Origin of the sequence: Dapis hubbardiae BLCC-M172 (assembly GCF_050016015.1) — a bacterium.
Lineage (GTDB): Bacteria > Cyanobacteriota > Cyanobacteriia > Cyanobacteriales > Microcoleaceae > Trichodesmium.
The window spans coordinates 11,956-32,673 of the sequence record NZ_JBNHEQ010000047.1 but is presented as its reverse complement, the minus strand read 5'-3'; the positions used below and the strand labels follow the sequence as shown (position 1 = coordinate 32,673).

Sequence of the window (20,718 nt, the reverse complement as noted above, 5' to 3'; positions counted from 1 at the left end):
TTAAAATGTATCCTCTCGATCGCCAAATATTTTATTTATACCATTACATCCGGACGTGATATAAGTAGACAACAAAGTAGGGACGTTCCATGGAACGTCCCTACAAGGTTATCATTTTACCTCTCTCAAAGACGGTTAAAATTCTCCTGCTAAAGCAGCAACACAACGTTCACAAATAGTCGGGTCTTCTGAGGAGACACCGACATGAGTAGAATAATTCCAACAGCGATCGCATTTCTCGCCATCTGCTTTGACTACTCCTACACCTAAAGAATCTGATATAGATTTATATTCAAGATTTTCTAGAGCTTCTGGAGATTCTAATAATTCTACTTGAGAAGTAATAAACAGATAACGTAATTCATCAACTCCATTACCAGTCATCATAGCTTTAATATTTTTGGGTTGCTGAGGTAAAGTTTCTGTTTCTACTACTTGTGGAACAGGGGGTAAATCTACTTTTTGGGTAGGTACAAAAACTCCTTCTGGAGATACTAAGGTTGCTGATTGTTTAACTGTATTATCTGCCAATTTTTTCGGTTTGGGTGATAAGGCTCCTTTACCTAATATATCTTCAGCAGTAAATTTGATTTTTTCTGACAAACTTCGCCGAGTTTTAGTCAACAACAAATTATGAGTAACAAAGCGAATTGTGTAAATAATTCCTACCAATTCCATAATGGAATTGACTACGGGTATTTGGTGGATTGTTGTTACTACTGTTAGTGTCACTCTGATCAATAACAATAATATAACAACAAAAAATACTCCCCCTAATGCTTTTTGATATGCACTAAATACTTTGCTCAAAATATCAGGAAAGTCTGATAAAAAATCCTGAGTCTGAGCAAAATTATCACCAGATTTTGGCGGATTATTAGGAGTTGTATTTTCTGTTATTTCTGGTTCAGTTTCGATTTTAGCTTCTAGAAATTCTGACTGACTTTTTTCTCCTTCAGCAGTAAGGTTAAAAGATTCCATTTGCTCTCGCAATTCAGTATCTTTTACATACAATAATACCTTTGCTTCTAGAGGCGCACCGATAGATTTTTCTGCCCTTGCTTTTTCCAATACTTTGTTAACTTCAGTGCGAGTTTTTCGTAACTCTTCCCATAATTTAACTAATTCTGGGTTATGCCATTTTGACTCTAATTTTACCCACCCAGACTCAAATACAGATTTGTAGGGAGTCGGATAAGGAAGGTTTTGCCAAATATCTTCCGCCATGTGGGGTAAAACTGGAGCGATCGCTTTGGCTAAGTTTTCTACAGCTATAGCTAAGACTGTCTGACAACTGCGCCGTCTGAAAGCGTCGGTCGCACTAATATAAAGTCGGTCTTTGGCAATATCTAAATAAAAGTTAGATAAGTCAACGACACAGAAATTTTGAACTGTTTGGAAAAAGCGGAAATACTGAAATTTATCAAAACCATCTTTGACTTCAGCAAACACCTCTGTCATTCGGTGCAACATATAACGGTCTAACTCTGGCATTTCCTCATAAGCAACAGCATCTTTTGCTGGATCGAAATCATGGATATTCCCCAACAAAAACCGCGCCGTGTTTCTAATTTTGCGATAAATATCTGCTGTTTGCTTGAGAATATTTTTACCGAGGGGTACATCAGAAGAATAGTCTACGGAGGAAACCCACAAACGCAAAATATCTGCACCGTAAGGAGGTTCCTGTTTTTGGTTTTTGCCACCTTCAATAACTATTGATGGATCTACCACATTTCCTAGAGACTTACTCATTTTGCGACCGTTTTCGTCAAGCACAAAACCGTGAGTCAAAACAGTTTTATATGGTGCAACACCATTCGTAGCAATACTCGTCAGCAAACTTGACTGAAACCAACCGCGATGTTGGTCGGAACCTTCCAAATATATATCAACTGGATATCTTAACCCTTCCCGTTGTTGAGCAACTGCTGCCCAAGATGAACCAGAGTCAAACCAAACATCCATTGTATCTGTACCTTTTTGATACTTGTCAGCATCTTTACGGTATTTTTCTGGTAAAAGCTCTTCTACGGACATTTCCCACCAAGCGTCAGAACCGTTTTCAGCAATAATTTTTTGCACATGAGCGATGGTTTCCTCAGTTAGCAAAGGTTCCCCAGTCTTTTCATCATAGAATACAGGAATAGGTACGCCCCAACTTCTTTGTCGAGAAATACACCAGTCAGAGCGATCGCTCACCATTGGGGTAATACGGTTTTCTCCTTGAGCGGGTATCCAGTTAACATCAGCGATCGCCTTGACTGCTTCATCCCGGAAACCCTCGACGGAAGCAAACCATTGTTCGGTTGCTCGGAAAATAGTTGGTTTTTTGGTGCGCCAGTCGTAGGGATATTTGTGTTCGTAGGGTTCTTCTTTCAGGAGAGAATTAACATTTTGCAGTGCTTCAATAATGGCAACATTTCCCTCTTTTAATACATTCAACCCCTCAAACTCTCCTGCTTCGGCAGTAAATTTTCCATTGCCATCCACAGGCGACAAAATTGGTAAACTATAACGTTGTCCTACGATATAGTCTTCCTGACCGTGACCGGGGGCGGTGTGAACTAAACCTGTACCTGAGTCAGTAGTAACGTAGTCGCCACCAATGAGAATTTTACTTTCTCGCTCAAATAGTGGATGTTGGTAAGTGCAATTTTCTAAGTCTTCACCTTTAACCGTCGCTACAGGTGTTAAAGTTGTGCCGAGAGTTGCCGATAAACGTTCGACTGCTTCTGCTGCAACTATGAATAATTTGTCTTTTCCCATTGCATAGTCAGCATCAGGTTTGACAACAGCATAATCAAGTTCTGGGTTAACGCTGACTGCCAAATTACCAGGAATAGTCCAAGGTGTTGTCGTCCAGATAGCAACCCAGAGTTTTTCGAGGTGAGGTGCAAGAGACTTTTCAACTGCTGCTGCTAGTTTCGTGATTTTAAAAGCAGCATAAATACTCTGAGATGTGTGACCTTCGGGATATTCCAGTTCTGCTTCCGCAAGAGCAGTTTTAGAACTCGGACTCCAATGTACAGGTTTGAGACCACGATAAATGTAGCCTTTCAAAACCATTTTGCCAAATACCCCAATTTGAGCAGCTTCATATTCTGGGGTGAGAGTCATGTAGGGGTGTTCCCAGTCTCCCCAAACCCCATAACGTTTGAATGACTCCCGTTGTTTGTCTACAGTTTCCAGAGCAAAGTCTCTAGCTTTTTGACGTAATTCTATGGGTGTAAGTTTTGCCCTTTCTGCTGATTTAAGATTTTGAATAACTTTTAATTCGATGGGTAAACCGTGGCAGTCCCAACCAGGAACATAACGCACTTTTCGCCCTTGCAGAATTTGATAGCGGTTGATAATGTCTTTAAGAATTTTATTCAAAGCATGGCCAATATGTAGGTTGCCATTTGCATAAGGCGGGCCATCATGTAGGGTAAAGATTTCCCCTGGGTTGGTCTCTGAGAGATGTTCGTAGATTTGTGATTCTGCCCAAAACTTTTGTAGTTCTGGTTCGCGGGTGACTGAGTTTGCCCTCATATTAAAGTTAGTTTGGGGCAGGTTTACGGTGTCTTTATAGGATTTTGGTTCAACCATTTAGATTTTAGATTTTTCTGTTAGTATATTGAGAATTTTAGACTTATTTCTTTGTATCATCCATTGTCTAAGGTGTTAGTTGTGTTTAATCTTATCTGCATAACTGCCTGTTTATCTTAGTCAGGACTTACGCATTTTTGAGTTCTAAACACTACATATTTATAACGTTATAGTTTTTGAACCCTATATAACGCTATATATAGTGTCTATACCTAAGTCCTGTTAGTCTTGTTAAAAGAGTCGATCTATCAACAAAAATATTTAGTCAACATTTGCAGGTGGCTTTGATTGTAGTATAAAAATTACAAATTGAAGTAAAAAATTAGATTTATTGCAAAAAATGATGAAACCTTATTATCCTCCTAGTAATGAACCGCCTGAAATAACGTATTTATTTATTGATGGAGGTTATTTGAGAGACAAGTACAAAAAAGCTATTTCTGAATGGTTTAACAATGATGTTGTAGATTTGAGAAATATTGACTTTTCTGCAGTCAAAATACATTTTAAAGCTAAAAAAGTTTTCTATTATGACTGCCTTGATAAAATTAAGAATAAGGATGAGAAAGATGAAGATTTTGAAACTCGTAAATCTAAACAAGAGGATGATTTTAATCAAATCCGTTCTCTGGAAGGATATCACGTTAAGTTAGGAAGTTTAGTAGGTACTCCAAACAATAAACGTCAAAAAGAAGTGGATGTTTTATTAACAGTAGATATGATGAATCACACGATTCGTAATAACATGACCAATGCAGTTTTAATTGCTGGAGATCGAGATTTTAAACCAGTTGTTGAAAGTCTAGTCAGTATGGGAATGTATGTAAAAATAGCTTCCGACCCTCGTTCAACTTCCTCAGAACTTAGATATGCTGCTGATGATTACATACCCTTATCATTTGATAATTACTATAGTTGGTCATCTCAAGAATTGAGAAATAAGTATCCAATACCCAGAACTGATCAAGATAGAGCTAGACCTAGTGATGCTAACTTTCTTAAGCAGGGAAAAGTCGATGGTTACAAGGCAGAATTGTTTCAAAAAGATAGTGAATTTATTCTCTTTTTTGAAAAGAAGATATCTAATGGTTATCCTTTAAAGCTGAGTTCAAATAGTCAAGAAAGACTAGAACTTTATTACTCTCTAAAATGATGATAGTAAATAAAACTCAAGAATTAGCCAGAATCAACTTACAAAACAAACTTGATGCCACTAAAACTCAAGCTGAAAAAAATCAATTTGGTCAGTTTGCTACACCAACAGAACTAGCAAAAGATATCCTTCAATATTGTATAAAGCTTTTACCTAAACAAAAAATTCGCTTTCTCGATCCTGCTTTTGGAACAGGTGCTTTTTATTCTGCGCTATTAAACTTATTTCCTATATCAGAGATTGATGAAGCTATTGGATATGAAATAGATCCTCATTGTGGTCAAGAAGCGAGTCAGCTTTGGAGTCAAACAAAGTTAAAATTAAATATTGCTGATTTTACAACTTGTATTCCACCAAAGTTTGATGCAGCTAAAGCTAATTTAATAATCTGTAATCCTCCCTATACCAGACATCATCATTTAACTAAAGATGAAAAACTAAGATTGCAAAATTTAACAGAAAAGATAACGGGAATAAAGCTCAGTAAATTAGCAGGAATTTATTGTCATTTTCTACTTTTATCTCATGGCTGGATGGCTAAAAATTGTTTAGCTGCATGGTTAATTCCTAGTGGCTTTATGGATGTGAATTATGGGCAGCAAATTAGAGATTATTTATTAACTCAAGTAACATTATTGCGAGTTCATTCCTTTGAACCAAAAGATATGCAGTTTAAAAATGTTCTTGTCTCTTCTTCAGTCGTTTGGTTTAGAAATAAAATCCCATCAGATAATCATCAAGTTGAGTTTACATATAGTGGTAGCTTAACTAAACCAAAAAAATCTAAATTGATATCTGTTGCAGCACTAAAAAATGTTAATAAGTGGACAAATATTTATAAATTAGATAGCAGTATAAAAATTGATATTCAGGGAGTCAAATTATCAGAATTATTTACAATCAAACGTGGTTTAGCAACTGGGGCAAACGATTTTTTTATTTTAACGCCAGAACAAATATCCAAATATCAACTTCCTCTACAATTTTTAACTCCTATTTTACCTAGTCCGCGATATTTTTCAGTTGATGAAATTGAAGCTGATGCTTTAGGTAATCCTATTTTAGAACGTCAGTTATTTCTACTTTCATGCGATTTATCAAAGAATGAAATTCAATTTCAATATCCCTCACTTTGGCAGTATCTTCAGATGGGAATAAAAAAGGGAATTAGTAATCGTTATTTGTGTAAACATAGGCGACTATGGTATCAACAGGAATATCGTAAATCGTCAGCGTTAGTTTGTACTTATATGGGGCGTCAAGATGGCTTAAAAAGAACACCATTTAGATTTATTTTGAATCATTCTCAGGCAACAGTGACAAATGTTTATTTGATTTTGTATCCGAAATTTGAGCTAGAGGATATTTTTAAGAAAAACCCGGATATACTCAGGAACGTTTGGCAGATTTTGAATCAAATTTCGTTAGATATATTGATAAGTGAAGGCCGAGTTTATGGGGGTGGTTTACATAAGTTAGAACCTAGAGAGCTTGGTAATGTTCCAGCAGATAAAATTATTGAGATTATACCAAGTTTCAAAAGTTAGGCTAAATTTCTTTAGCTTGATAGTTAGAGGTTAGGTTTAAAGACGGCAATATTAACAGTGAAAATATGAATGAAACAATCAAATTATTAGACGTAGTAGCTCTTACAAAAGACTTACTAGAATTAAACCTAGATCGCGGACAGGTAGGTACAATAGTAGAAATTCTGGCTGGTGGAAAAGCATTTGAGGTTGAATTTTGCGACTCTAATGGGCGCACTTATGAATCATTGGGTTTGCAATCAGAACAATTTATGGTGTTGTATTTTGCTTCTGTTTCTACAGTTTAAAGCAGTTTTCAGGTCAATGAACCACATTAAAAAAATGATAATTCTGTAGGGACGTTCCATGGAACATCCCTACTTTGTTTGAAAATTATACCCGCTCTTCAGAAACACTTTCTTTTCTTTTTTTCAAAGGAGTTTTAATGAATTTAATTTTCCCTTTCCATTCTTTCTCAAATTGCTTTTGTCTGTCTAGAAAATCAGCGAATATTAATTCAGGACCGTAGTTAAAAGCTTTGGCGTTTTCTTCTCGAATTTTGTAAATTTATTCTAAAATTTCATCAGGTAAAATCATAGTTTTTTCAAGTAATTGATAGGGCGTACAAATTATTGGTAATTCATAGCCAAAGTTAGTGCTAATTGCAGATAGCTTTTTCTGAATATTAGGGTTAGTAATATGACGACAATTCCATGTTAAAAGATAGTCTAAAACATAAAAAGTTGCTAGAGCAATATGGAAGGTATCATCACTAGCTTTGGTAGGAAGATTGGTTTGTTGAAGAAACTGTCGAGCTAAGTCTTTTACAATTTAATTAGAAATGAGAGAGGGAAAGTCTTTAATCATCTCTATCCTATTTTGAGCCATTTCTGGGTCGTCTCTAGCTGCTTCATTGAAAACTACTTGAGAGACGTATATTTCAAAATTGCTTCGGCGAGTATCCCACCATTCTCTGGTTACTGCCATATTAGCAGCAACAATTAGATTTTGGCTTGGTCTGGCAGTTAGATAGCCAATAACACTTGTTTCTAAATATAAAGTTTCACTCATGGCTATTTAATTCTTGTTGAAATTTACCGTGTTTAAATTTGCTCATAACTAAAATTTTAACTGAATTTTATTCACTTATTGTGTTAAAAATTTGAGATTACTTTGTTTTAAAGCTATTGAATTGTTTCCATAGTGAGTTTATAATGTCATATCAATTAACTAAAATATGTAAAGCATAGAATGGCAGACAAAATAGTAATATGCAGAATAAAGATTTTAATTCTATGATTGTATTGATTGAATACCTAAGTCTTGTTCAGTGATTAAAACAAAGGAACAAAAATGACAGAAGAAATAAAAATCATAGAAATTGATGAAAAATCTCCCCATTTGCAAGCTGTTATTGAGTTGGGTGATTCTAATAGAAAAACCCTAAGTTTTTTTCGTAGAACAGCTTTTAATAAGCACGCAGAAAAGGCTCAAATAATTGTCGCTATTGACTCGAAAAAAAGTTTAGTTGGGTATTTATTATATGGAGTAGCAACTTCATATAACCGAATTACTATTATTCATTTATGTATTGCTAATTCTTATCAAGGTCAAGGATTAGCTAAAAAGTTATTTGGTTATTTAGTTGAGATTACTCAACAAAAATATAGTGGTATTGGTTTAACTTGTCGTCGTGATTTTAATTTGAGTAATTTATGGTCTAAATTAGGTTTTGTTTTTCAGTACGATAAACCAGCAAAAACTCCTGGAAAACTTAATGCGTATTGGTGGTTCGATCACCATCATTCAAATTTGTTTTCCAATGCTACTACTCATCAACGTGAGTACAAATTATATGTTGCTATAGATTCACAAATTTTCTTTGATTTTTATCATAATGATAATAATAATAAAGATGCTCAATCTTTACTTGCTGATTGGTTAGACCCTGATTTACAGTTATGTTTGACAGATGAAATATTTAATAAAATCAATGTTTTTTTTGATAATAAGGATGATAGAAAGCACTTCACCAACCTAGCGAAAAAGCTCTTTACTATTTTATCAGCAAATAAAATATATTCCTCAAAAATTCAGTCTATTAAAAATTTATTTGAACAAAAAAGCATTAATATTAGTGAGTCAGATATTCGCTATATAGATAAAGTTATTATATCAGATGTTTACATTTTTGTAACTGGTAATAGTAGTCTCTTAGATATAGCAGATGAATTTTATGAACAGTTTAATGTCTCTATTATTCATCCTAGAGATTTGATTATTCAAGTGGATGAAATTCGCAGACAAACAGAATATCAACCTGTTCGTCTCGCAGGTACTCTACTACAAAAATCCCGTGTTACTCTAGGGCAAGAAAAGCTTTTAAATAAATATTTTAGAGCTGATAAATTGGGTGAAACTAAGGCTGATTTTCAACAAAAAATACTTCGCTTTATTACAGAGACGGATAAATTTGATTGTTTTTTAGTTTTTGAAGGAGAAAAACAACCTTTAGCTTTAGTTGTTTATGATAGGCGTAAAAAATATGAGTTAGAAATTCCATTAATGAGAGTCGTAGATACTTCTATAACTGCCACTATAGCTAATCATTTAGTTTTTGAATCTATATCAATTTCTGCGAGAGAAGAAAGAAATTTCACTAAGATAACAGATCGATTCTTGCCAGAAGCAGTTATTAGAAATATTCATAAAGATGGAACTTTTGTAGAATTTAATAATACTTACTTAAGAGCTAATATGGCTCTAGCTAAAACAGCAAATCAACTATCACAGGATTTAGAAAAATTAGCCGTTAGTCTAGGAGAAGAATATAATTTTTTTCGTAAAATATCTCAACTTATTCAGAAAAAAGTAGAAAATGAGAATGAGCAAAAAGAATTATATTTTAATTTAGAAAAATACTTATGGCCTGCAAAGATAATTGATGCAAATCTTCCTACATGGATTATTCCTATCAAACCATTTTGGGCAAAAGATTTATTTGATGAAGAGTTAGCTAATAATTGGTTGTTTGGCTCTAAAACTGAGTTAGCACTGAAACGTGAACTTGTATTTTATCGTTCTAAGCGAGGTTTAAAGCCTGGTGTAATTGGTAGGATTATATGGTATGTCAGCAATGATAAAGATTTTCCATACGGATATGGGAAAACAAAAGTAATTAAAGCTTGTTCTCGATTAGATGAAGTTATAGTAGACAAACCAGAAAAATTATATAGACAATTTCGTAATCTAGGTGTATATAAATTAGAAGATTTAATAAAAATTACCAAGAATAAACCTAATGAAAATATAATGGCTATTAGATTTAGTGATACTCAAATATTCAGTAATGTTATAACTTTAAAAGAACTTCAAGATATACTAAAAAAACAGATAACTCTTCAAGGACCTTTAAAAATAACACCAGAGCAATTTGCTAAAATATATGATAAAGTCAACAATAATTAATCGGGATTCTTCAACTATGAGAAATACAGTTATGAGAAATACAGTTCTTTTATCTATAAAGCCAAAATATGCTGATAAAATTTTCAAAGAGAAAACAAAAAAAGTTGAATTACGTCGTGTTTTTCCTGATTTAGATAAAGATGATTTAGTTATAGTTTATGTTTCATCTCCTAAAAAAGCTGTAGTTGGTTATTTTAAAGTCAAAAAAATTATTAAAGACAATATTTCTTGCCTTTGGGAACAAGTAGAAGATAAAGCAGGAATTACTCCTGAAGAATTTTACGATTATTATTCAGGAGTAAAGTTTGGCATAGGAATATTTTTCCAAAAAAGTAAGACCTTTAAAAAAACAGTCGAATTAGAACAATTAAGAGAAGAATTGAATAATTTTAGACCTCCCCAAAGTTATCGTTATTTAAAATCCGATGAATGGGAAATTATTAAGAGATTGGTAGATTATGATTTTGAATAGTTAAAAATAAAAATAACTGTATATGACAATTAAACAACTAACTTTATTTGTTGAACTTTTCGAGGAATTTGCTGACTCATATCCCTATAGCTCAGAAGGATTAAATCATAGAGCTTCTTATGAAAAACAACGTCAACAAGGTCGCCGTAATTTTGAAGAAATAACTGCTGCTGTTAAGGTAGGGGAAGACATAACTGAATCCGTTAGATTCAAACTTTTACCTCATACTGATACTACCAGAAATCGACAAAGGGGTGCATGGATTCACATTACTGAATCAAACAATATTGATTTAACTGAATGGTTTCAATTCTGGAAAAATCAAGGTTGGGAAAAGCAAGAATATTGGTCTGTTATTGCTAGAGAAATTTATAATTTTGTAAATTCCTGTATTACAGATTATCATAAATTTTTATTAGCTTGTAAAAACTTTTCTAAATTACCAAATTCTGGAGATTTTCAAGTAGAAAAAATGACGCCTATTCTGAATGCACTAAAACCAGATAATTTTCTTTTAATTAATGATAGATCGAGAAAAGTAATTAATTATTTAAGTAACACAAAATATACTGAAAAGCTAACTGAATACCCATATATTAATCTCACTGGTCATAATCTAATTTTAGAGTTAGCTGAAGAAATGCAGAAACAAAATATACCTGCAATGCGAGATGATGATTTGTTTGATATGTTTTGTCATTGGTTAGTAGCTGTGAAAAAATACAATTTTCCTAGTGAAAATATAAACAGTACAGACAATATTTATGAAACTAATCAAGATGAAAAAATAAATTCCACTTCAAGCAATAAACATCTCCAGAAAAAGTTCTTAAACCCCGATCCTGCTATTCCAAAATCAGTATTTTTGGAGAGGTCTAATTTACAAGGAGAATACACTCTAACTCAATGCTCCCAAGAAACCAACTTCCCAGAAACACAACTTACCCAATGGATACGCGCTATCAACCGCAAAAAACAAGCCATTTTCCAAGGTCCACCTGGTATCGGCAAAACTTTCCTCGCTCAAAAACTCGCTGAACATTTAACTGGTGGAGATGACGGTTTCTGGGAACTCATTCAATTTCACCCTGCTTACACCTACGAAGACTTTATTCAAGGTATCCGACCACAAAGCGAAGATGGTAAACTCACCTACCCTGTTGTTCCCGGTCGCTTCCTGAAATTTTGTCAAAAAGCAGCACTATGTCAAGATACCTGCGTACTCATCATTGATGAAATTAACCGCGCTAACCTTTCCCAAGTTTTTGGCGAACTTATGTATCTCCTAGAATACCGCGACGCAAAAATTCCCCTTGCTGGTAGTGAAGAATTATTCAGTATTGCCGAAAATGTTCGTATTATTGGCACGATGAATACTGCCGATCGCTCTATTGCTTTAGTAGATCATGCACTCCGTCGTCGGTTTGCTTTTATTACTCTTTCTCCTAACTACGAAATATTGCGCCAATATCACCAGGAAATAGACACAGATTTTTTAGTGGAAGGGTTAATTAAACTTTTAGAAGCAGTCAACCAAGAAATCAACGACCCCAACTATCAAGTCGGTGTTTCCTTTTTTATGAGAGAAAATATTGATGAGGAAATACAAGATATTTGGCAAATGGAAATTGAACCATATTTAGAGGAATATTTCTTTGCTCAACCAGAAAAAGTCGATGAGTTTCGGTGGGAAAAAATTAAAAAATTAATGTCAAAATCAGAAAATTAGGTAGACAGTTATCCCAACATAGATTACTGTAAAAAAATCTCTGTTATGGTTGGCTTTTTCCAATATGAAATTTCCCGAAATTATCGAAGTTACTGAATATAGACATCGCCAGTTTCCACCAGATAAAATTGACTATGATCTTGGCACTAAATTATGGCAAAAATACGACTTGAGAGACATATATTTCAAAATTGCTTCGGCGAGTATTCCACCATTCTCTGGTTACTGCCATATTACATATTAGCAGCAACAATTAGACTTTGTCTTGGTCTGGGGGTTAGATAGCCAATAACACTTTTTTGTAAATATAAAGTTTGACTCATGGCTATTTAATTATTGTTTAAATTTACCTTGTTTAAATTTGTTAATAACTAATATTTTAACCTAATTTTATTCATTTATTTTGTTCACAATTTAAGATTACTTTGTTTTCAAGCTATTGAATTGTTTCCACAATTAGTTTATAATGCCATATAAATTAACTAAAATATCTAAAGTATAGAAGAGCTGACAGAATAGTAATATGTCTAATGAAGATTTTTATTCAAAGTTTTCTAACTTGCTTTCAGAGCTTTCAGAGGCAGAAATAAATAAGCTTTTATTACAACTATCTCGTAAGAGTTTGGATTCACTAATTGAAGTAGAGTTTTTACAACGTTTACGCGAACCAGTTTTCAAACAATTACCAGGATATATTACTAAATATATTATATCTATTAAAGCTGAACATTTATCTCAATTATTGTCTATCAGAAGTAGAGGACTATTTTTTAGGACACAAGCAGGTTTATTATTTTTGACTGATGCAGGAAATTCTAAATTACGAATAGGGTTTTTGATATTATTTAATGACATTGATAAACAAACTCGGCAACGTTTTCAAAGCAATATTTATCAAAATTATAAAGAAGGAAATTCTATTTTGAAAGAGGTTGCAAAAAAGTATCCTCTAGAATTTGCATATACAACTGATGACCATCAAACTCTTAATCAACAACCTGAAATGGGAGAATGGATTATAAATGATGATATTAGAGGTATTGTTGTTACAGCAAAAGTTGACCTATTTAGGAGAAAAAGCTACAAACATTTTTCTTTATTTGAATTGAGCAAAGATATAGTATCAATATTTAAGAAACTGTTTCCTTTAGTTTTACTAGCAAAATACGACGATCCAATGCCAGTCATATATGAATATCTAAGTGTAACTGGTATAAGATATCCCCTATCTCAATGCTCCCAAGAAACCAACTTCCCAGAAACACAACTTACCCAATGGATACGCGCTATCAACCGCAAAAAACAAGCCATTTTCCAAGGTCCACCTGGTATCGGCAAAACTTTCCTCGCTCAAAAACTCGCTCAACACTTAATTGCTGGAGGTGACGGTTTCTGGGAAATCATCCAATTTCATCCTGGGTACACCTACGAAGACTTTATTCAAGGTATTCGACCACAGAGCGAAGATGGTAAACTCACCTACCCTGTTATTCCCGGTCGCTTCCTAGAATTTTGTCAAAAAGCAGCACTCTGTCAAAATACTTGTGTACTCATTATTGATGAAATTAACCGCGCTAACCTTTCCCAAGTTTTCGGCGAACTTATGTATCTCCTGGAATACCGCGATGCAAAAATTCCCCTTACTGGTAGTAGAGAGTTATTCAGCATTCCGGAAAATGTTCGCATTATTGGCACGATGAATACTGCCGATCGCTCCATCGCTTTAGTAGATCATGCACTCCGTCGTCGTTTTGCTTTCATCACCCTTTCCCCTAACTACGAAATATTGCGCCAATATCACCAGGAAATAGAAACAAATTTTTCAGTTGAGGGGTTAATTGAAATTTTAGAAGCAGTCAACCAAGAAATAAATGACCCCAACTATCAAGTCGGTGTTTCCTTCTTTCTCCGAACAAATATTGAAGAGGAAATACAAGATATTTGGCAAATGGAAATTGAACCATATTTAGAGGAATATTTCTTTGCTCAACCAAAAAAAGTCGATGAGTTTCGGTGGGATAAAATTCAACATCGAATGTCTTCAGCAATTAACAATTAATAATTAATAATTCAGGAATTACACAACATAAGAAAATATACACTATCTGTAGGAGCGAATGGCATTCGCCCCCAACAAGTAGAGTCTTGTCTAATAATTTGCGTAAGTCCTGATATAATTATCTACAAGTATTGTATAGAGAAATTGCTGACGCAAAGCTCCGCTAACGATGTGAGTTTTAACTATATTAATCCCATACCAATATTTGCTAAATTCTCATACAAATTCTACTATAACAGGACTTACGCAGGTAACCCCAGAAACCTGTTTTTTTGCCAATGTTTATTGTTAAAAACAACGATTATCCTAAAAACCCGGTTTCTTTGCATAAGTCCTAAATTAGATAGACACTTCTCCAAACATCTCTTCCTGTAAAAAAATCTGTTATGCCTACCTTTTTACAATATGAAATATCCCCAAATAATCGAACTTACTGAATATCAACCTCGCCAGTTTCCACCAGATAAAATTTACTATGATATTGCAGAAAAATTATGGCAAGAATACGGCAAAAAAGGTAAAAAAATTCAAGTAGAGTTTCCCTCTCCCAAAACCAACCACAAATTGGAATTTACTTCTCAAGGATGGGTTGGTTATATTCCTATAACTCCAGAATTTCACGTCATTCTCAAACCAAAAGTACCACTTCATAACCTATTTGGAATGTTGGAATATGCCTACAATCTCAGAAGTTTTCGTTTCTTAGATGGTTTAGTTAACTGTGAGTCTCTACAGGAATTTTACAACTGTTTAGGTAATATTCTGGCTGAAAAAATATTAGACCGGGGTCGAAAAGGTTTTTATCGCGCTTACCTGCCAAAAACAGAAAATTTAACTTACATTCGGGGGCGGTTAAATATGCAACAAGTTATGCAAAAACCCTGGGATGTTAGGTTGAAATGTGATTATCAAGAACACACTGCTAATATTCCTGATAATCAAATTTTGGCTTGGACTTTATTTATTATTGGTCGTAGTGGTTTCTGTTCTGAAAATGTCGCTCCAAAAGTGGCAAAAGCTTTTCATCTTTTCCAAGGTTTGGTAAATTTACAACCTTTGAAATCTAGTGATTGTGTAAACAGAAAGTATCATCGTTTGAATGAAGATTATCAAATTTTACACGCTTTATGCCGATTTTTTTTAGATAATATCGGAGCTAGTCATAAATATGGTAATTACTCAATGTTACCTTTTTTAATAGATATGGCTAAACTTTATGAAAAATTTGTAGCTGAATGGTTAAAAATTCATCTACCCTCAAATTTAAGAGTTCGAGAGCAAGAAAAAGTATCTATTATTCACAATAAAATTTCTTGTCGAATTGATTTAGTTATTTATGAAGTAAAAACTCAGAAGGTTGTTTGTATTCTTGATACTAAATATAAGTTAGATAGCAAACCATCGCCAGATGATACTCATCAAGTAGTCGCTTATGCAACTTATACAAAATGTCACGAAGCTGTTTTGATTTATCCTCAAAAATTAACTAATCCTATCAATGGATTTGTTGGTGATAGTGAAGTAAGATTGCGTAGTTTGACATTTGCTCTTGACTCTGATTTGGAAAAAGCTGGTCAATCTTTTTTAGAAGAATTAATAAAATCTGTTGATTGAGGCTTGATACTTATAGTATTTTGTTAAGTTAGTATTAAGTAAGAGATTATTTAACTAAAGGGTATGTTAAATAGCTACAATATATGTAATCAGGACTTACCGAAAATGTGAAATAATACATCAATTGTAGGGGTTAACGGCCGTTAACCCCTACTATATATATAGTGGTTATGTGTAAGTCCTGTAATATTAAAGTTAAACTAAAAAATATATATTTATTGTCAAAAATGTCAAATACCCATAATCCTACCAATCTACAATCTTCAAGAGTAACTTATTTATTTATAGATGGAAGTTACCTCAGAAAAAGTTATATAGATACCACTTCTAAATGGTTTGGAAATGAAGTTGAATATGACAACATTAGTATTGATTTTAATGCTGTCAAAAATTTTTTTGATGCTCGAAAAGTTTTCTATTATGACTATATAGACCGGATTCAAGGTAAGTATGAAAACAAAACAGATATTGAAGCTCGTGTATCTGAACAAAAAGATTATTTTAATCAAATTCGTTCTCTAGAGGAATATCACGTTAAGCTAGGAAATTTGACAAAAAAAGGTCAAAAAGAAGCTGGTATTCTTCTTACAATAGATATGATGAATCATGCTATTCGTAATAATATGACAAAAGCAGTTTTACTATCTGGAGATAAGGATTTTAAACCACTTGTTGAAAGTTTAGTTAATATGGGAATGATTGTATATGTGTCTTCCGAAATTCGTTCCACTTCATCAGAGCTGAAATATGCGGCTGATTCTCACATTCCACTGTCATTTTTTGATTACTATAAATGGTCGTCTCCAGAACTGAAAAATAAATATCCAATGCCTAAAATTGAAACGTATAAAACTCCATTTTTAGGTCGAGGTTTAGAAAGATTTACGGCATTATCAGATATTAAAGTTGGTAATAAATTTGGCAGTATAGTTAAAGTTTCTGAACCTCAAAATGCTGAGTTGCTTGATAGAGGAAAAGTTAAAGATTACGAAGTGAAGTTATTTCAAAAAGATCGTGAGTTTATCCTCTTTTTTAGAAAAATGGAAGATGGTTCTACTTTTCAAATGACTTTGAATAATCAGGATAGATTAGAACTTTACTATGCTTTGGAATCTGGAAAAAAAATTAAGTGGGATTAAATTTCAGTTATCAGTTATCAGCTTTTAGTAGTAGACCGAAAAAACTAAAATGGTGCAATAGTAGGGGCGGGTTTTAGTTACAATTTTCATCCTCACCCTAAGATTAAATAAACCCGCGTAGGTGCACAAAATTATTTGTGTCAGTCCAGTAGGGTGCGTTAGACAGTTACCCCTCATTTATAACAGCATTTAACAATCTGTCGTAACGCACAATTTTAGATTTCTCAGTCTCTGAAGTTTTTGAGATGAAACAGTTATTATAATTATCAAATATTTAGAAAGTAATTCTCATCCAGATATAAAAAAAACTATTTCAACAATTAATAATTAACAATTAACAATTAATAATGACTTCTTATTATAAAGAACAGGATTGACTAAAAGGAATTTTTTTCTTTTTCCTCAATAAATGGAGAGGCTTTATACTTTAATTTTTAGGTAAAGTAACTACTTAATCATAAGTCAAATATCTGCCGCCTTTTTTGCTTCTTCTAACCAACTATCAAACAATTCTTGATTATTTTCAACCCATTCTTTAGCATGGCGACGGATATCTTCTGGAGAATCTTCACCCTCTTTAATATATAGACTTTCAACATTCATATCCTCAGTTGAAATTTGAACTAATTCAAACCAACGTTTGGCAACTGGGTTAGCTGCTAAAAATTCTTTATTGGCAAAAATTCGCTGGCGATCGAGAGCAAATCCAAGATTTTTACCTTCTATAGTAGTATCTTTTTCTGTTAGATTTTTCTGGGATTCTGGAAGAGAGGTAAAGGGAACTTCCAACCAAATTATATCTTGATCTGGTTTTAAGACTGTAGATATCCAGTGAGGATTAAAAGCATAGTAGAGAACACTTTTTCCTTGCTTATAGCGAGTAATAACATCTGCAAGCAAAACAATATATTGTCCTCTATTGTGTTCAACTGTATTTTCTAGTCCATAAGCTTTGATTTGATGATCGATTATTCGTTCACAAAACCAACCGGGATTACAACCGACTAAATTAGCTTTACCATCACCATCCGAATCAAATAGTTGAGCAATTTTTGGGTCTTTAAGTTGTCCAAGGTTAGTAATATTATATTTATCAGCAGTTTTTTTATCAATTTGATACCCTTGTACTAAATTAGGAGTTAGAACTCCAACTCGCTCTAACTTTTTTTTACCCCCAGCATTATTAAAATATGCTTCGTGTGCTTTTTCACCGCTGCTCGCACTATAATCTAGGTCTCCATTAGCAACAGACAAATAAATAGCAGGGTAGTCAATTTCTTTCGGTTTTTCAATCTGATAACCAAGTTTTTCAAGACCAATATTTACAATTTCGGTTTGGAAATGTTCTTCAACCCAATTACTATGGGCAGCACGAACTCTAGTTTTTTTAACAGACGAGGTTGATTGACAGGCAATTAAACCTATCAAGAAAGTTATTAAAGTTATTCTTAAGGCAAGTTGCCTCAATTTTTGTTTCATTTAAAAGTTCTCATAAACCTACAATAAAGATTATTTATCTAGACTATATCCTCAAACACTTGATTATCCAAAAACTTTAGAAAAGCTTAAGCATTATATATTTTTATAGGCAAAAATTCTGTACTAAATTAAAATATACCAGGGCGTTAATCGGCCAAATAAAAATTTTCAAAAGTAATCAAATTATTGCTGATGAATCAATTAACTAATCTCAAATCATTTCCATCAGTTTCGCGACGAACAATTCTCAAATTATTAACTATTGGAGCTACCACTGGTTTACTGGGTTATACTCGATTCTCGAAACCCCAACCAACAGTTTTTAACCAAGATAATCTAGATTTACCACGATATTTAAACAATTCTCAAAGTGTGGTAGTAGTTGGTGGTGGATTAGCAGGATTAGCTTGTGCTTATGAACTTAGTCAGCGAGGTTTTAGGGTTACTTTATTAGAAAAATCCCCACAACTAGGAGGAAAAATTGCTAGTTGGTCTGTTGATATAGGGGGAGAAAAGTTTATGATGGAACATGGCTTTCATGGTTTTTTCCCTCAATATTACAATTTGAATAGTTTAGTGGAAGAACTAAACATTACTGATAATTTCCAGTCTTTAGAGTTCTATTCTGTGGTATTTAAAGAAGGAAAATATCAACCAGAAGTTTTTCGTCCAAGCACTTCTGCTTTTCCTTGGAATATAGTAGATTTAGCAATTTCTTCTCCTAATAGATTTAGATGGGGAATTAATTTAGGAAAGCCTAAACATTGGGAAGTTTTTCGTGCTATAGGTGGCTTTCAAGTGGAGAAAACTTATCAGCAACTTGACAATTTATCGGTTGCTGAATGGGTGGAAAAAGATTTTCCTCAAGGATTGTACGATTTGTATTTTTTGCCTTTTGCTAAATCAAGTCTTAATGCTCCAGATAAATTAAGCGTTGCGGAATTAATGCAGTTCTTTCACTTCTATTTTTTTGGTAATCCTGAAGGTTTAGCTTTTAATGGTACGAGACAAGATATGGGTACAAGTTTAGTACAACCTATTGCTAAAGAAATTGAAAGTAAGGGAGGTAAAATTTTTACTGATGTTGGTGTTAGTAAAATTAATTGGCAAGATAATAAAATTAGTTCCATTAGTTATCAGTTAGGAGAGGCTAAAAGTTTAGTTCCTTTTTGGGTAGAACGTAATTGGGAAATTAATAATAAGGAAGTTAATTATTTTGGTTCGAGCGATCGCCTCTTTGGGATTAAAGCTAATTCAGATGAGGCTATTTCTCTGACTTGTACTCATCAAGGTTGTACTGTAGAATTAGCAGAAGATGGAAATTTTTACTGTCCTTGTCATGGTGCAGTTTATGATAGAAAAGGAAAAGTATTAGCAGGTCCTGCAAAACGAAATTTATCGCGCTACAAGATTACTCAAAGTAGAGAAATTCAAGTGCAATTGGTTGGCGTAATGGAAAATAAATCAGAAATTATATCCACAGAAATTCAAGCAGATTATTATGTTTTTGCTACGGATGTTCCGGGAGTTCAGCACTTATTTAATGTGATGGAAGGAGAAGTAAATAAAAATGTCAAATCTCAGGTAGAAAAATTAAATATAGCTGACCCATTTGCAGTTTGTCGTTTTTGGTTTGACCGAGACTTTGACTGGCAACATAGCAATTTTACTTCTCTATCTGGCTATGAATTAACTGATAGTATTACTCTCTATCATCGCATTCAAGAACAATTTATTCAATGGCATGAAAAAACAGGGGGTAGTGTTGTGGAATTACACGCCTATTGTTATAAAGAAAAACAGTTTCCTACTCAGGAAAATTTACTGACAACTTTTGCACAGGAATTATATGAAATTGTACCGGAATTAAAAGATGCTAATTTGCTCCATAGAGAATTAGTAAACCAGAAAAATTTTTCCGCTTATCCTCCAGGTAGTTATCAACAACGCCCGGAAACTAATAGTGGTATTTCTAATTTAATGTTTGCTGGAGATTGGGTAAAAATGCCATTTCCTTGTGGTTTAATGGAAAGAGCTATTAGTAGTGGGTTATTAGCAGCAAATGAAATTATTAATAGAGAGGGTTTACAAAGACGAAAATTACTATCAGTAAACCCAGAAGGTATTCTTAAAATTTGAGATTTAGAAGGAAGAAGGAAGAGGGAAGAAGGAAGAAGGTAAGAAGGGTAGAAGGTAAGAAGAAGGAAGAGGGAAGAGGGAAGAAGGAAGAAGGTAAGAAGGGTAGAAGGTAAGAAGAGAAAAAAGGGTGGGAAGGAAGAAAGCAATTATCTAGGAGAGAAAGGATAAATATTGAAAAAAAAGGAAAATGATAGAGATAACTATCTAAAATGAACTGGAGCAGTTATTTTTCAGCATATCTGAGTAAGATGTACCTTTTTGTAGGATTCTTTTTTCAAAGTGGTCTAATTCCTTCTTCCCTCTAACTTCTTCCTTATTCCTTATTCCTTCTCCCTTCCTACCTTCCTAC

14 protein-coding genes are annotated in these 20,718 nt (G+C 33.5%); 11 read left to right on the top strand and 3 right to left on the bottom strand.

Translation table 11 applies throughout. The features are described 5' to 3' along the window. Positions 1-135: 135 nt before the first annotated feature. Positions 136-3,591 (bottom strand): isoleucine--tRNA ligase, encoded by a 3,456-nt coding sequence (gene ileS / locus ACP6PK_RS04935; RefSeq protein ID WP_426558279.1) that lies wholly within the window; start codon positions 3,589-3,591, stop codon positions 136-138. Positions 3,592-3,931: 340 nt separating this feature from the next. Between ileS and ACP6PK_RS04930 the strand changes: the two genes are divergently transcribed. From ACP6PK_RS04930 to ACP6PK_RS04920, 3 genes are all read left to right on the top strand, one after another. Further along, positions 3,932-4,744 carry an NYN domain-containing protein gene (locus tag ACP6PK_RS04930; protein ID WP_426558277.1) on the top strand — a complete coding sequence of 271 codons (813 nt, stop codon included), beginning with the start codon at positions 3,932-3,934 and terminating at the stop codon, positions 4,742-4,744. After that, a complete protein-coding gene (locus tag ACP6PK_RS04925) occupies positions 4,741-6,291 on the top strand; it encodes an Eco57I restriction-modification methylase domain-containing protein (RefSeq protein WP_426558275.1) in 1,551 nt (516 codons plus the stop codon). Before ACP6PK_RS04930 ends, ACP6PK_RS04925 begins: the two co-directional genes overlap by 4 nt. Before the next feature lie 65 nt (positions 6,292-6,356). Continuing rightward, positions 6,357-6,578, top strand: a complete 222-nt coding sequence (locus ACP6PK_RS04920; protein ID WP_426558273.1) for a DUF4926 domain-containing protein — start codon at positions 6,357-6,359, stop codon at positions 6,576-6,578. Between the two features lie 523 nt (positions 6,579-7,101). Here ACP6PK_RS04920 and ACP6PK_RS04915 read toward each other — a convergent pair. After that, positions 7,102-7,341: a PIN domain-containing protein gene (locus ACP6PK_RS04915; RefSeq protein ID WP_426558271.1), complete on the bottom strand. Its 240-nt coding sequence runs from the start codon at positions 7,339-7,341 to the stop codon at positions 7,102-7,104. Between the two features lie 282 nt (positions 7,342-7,623). Between ACP6PK_RS04915 and ACP6PK_RS04910 the strand changes: the two genes are divergently transcribed. The 7 genes from ACP6PK_RS04910 to ACP6PK_RS04880 all read left to right on the top strand — a co-directional run bounded on the left by ACP6PK_RS04910 (position 7,624) and on the right by ACP6PK_RS04880 (position 16,751). Beyond that, the gene (locus ACP6PK_RS04910) at positions 7,624-9,738 is read left to right on the top strand and encodes a GNAT family N-acetyltransferase (RefSeq protein WP_426558269.1); all 2,115 of its coding nucleotides are present in this window, start codon (positions 7,624-7,626) and stop codon (positions 9,736-9,738) included. A gap of 16 nt (positions 9,739-9,754) precedes the next feature. Beyond that, positions 9,755-10,210, top strand: coding sequence for an ASCH domain-containing protein (locus ACP6PK_RS04905; RefSeq protein WP_426558267.1), 456 nt, complete (start codon positions 9,755-9,757; stop codon positions 10,208-10,210). A 22-nt stretch (positions 10,211-10,232) separates the two neighbouring features. Then, a complete protein-coding gene (locus ACP6PK_RS04900) occupies positions 10,233-11,939 on the top strand; it encodes an McrB family protein (protein WP_426558265.1) in 1,707 nt (568 codons plus the stop codon). Positions 11,940-12,003: 64 nt separating this feature from the next. Then, a complete protein-coding gene (locus tag ACP6PK_RS04895; RefSeq protein WP_426558263.1) occupies positions 12,004-12,183 on the top strand; it encodes a hypothetical protein in 180 nt (59 codons plus the stop codon). Between the two features lie 279 nt (positions 12,184-12,462). After that, positions 12,463-13,998, top strand: coding sequence for an McrB family protein (locus tag ACP6PK_RS04890; protein WP_426558261.1), 1,536 nt, complete (start codon positions 12,463-12,465; stop codon positions 13,996-13,998). Positions 13,999-14,403: 405 nt separating this feature from the next. Further along, positions 14,404-15,612 carry an McrC family protein gene (locus ACP6PK_RS04885; protein WP_426558259.1) on the top strand — a complete coding sequence of 403 codons (1,209 nt, stop codon included), beginning with the start codon at positions 14,404-14,406 and terminating at the stop codon, positions 15,610-15,612. A 227-nt stretch (positions 15,613-15,839) separates the two neighbouring features. Next, positions 15,840-16,751, top strand: a complete 912-nt coding sequence (locus tag ACP6PK_RS04880; RefSeq protein WP_426558257.1) for an NYN domain-containing protein — start codon at positions 15,840-15,842, stop codon at positions 16,749-16,751. Between the two features lie 462 nt (positions 16,752-17,213). Here ACP6PK_RS04880 and proX read toward each other — a convergent pair whose 3' ends face one another. Then, positions 17,214-18,230 carry a glycine betaine/L-proline ABC transporter substrate-binding protein ProX gene (gene proX / locus ACP6PK_RS04875; RefSeq protein WP_426558255.1) on the bottom strand — a complete coding sequence of 339 codons (1,017 nt, stop codon included), beginning with the start codon at positions 18,228-18,230 and terminating at the stop codon, positions 17,214-17,216. 192 nt (positions 18,231-18,422) lie between these two features. Here proX and ACP6PK_RS04870 point away from each other — a divergent pair, with 192 nt between their 5' ends. Next, the gene (locus ACP6PK_RS04870; RefSeq protein WP_426558253.1) at positions 18,423-20,369 is read left to right on the top strand and encodes an FAD-dependent oxidoreductase; all 1,947 of its coding nucleotides are present in this window, start codon (positions 18,423-18,425) and stop codon (positions 20,367-20,369) included. The last annotated feature ends 349 nt before the right edge of the window (positions 20,370-20,718 follow it).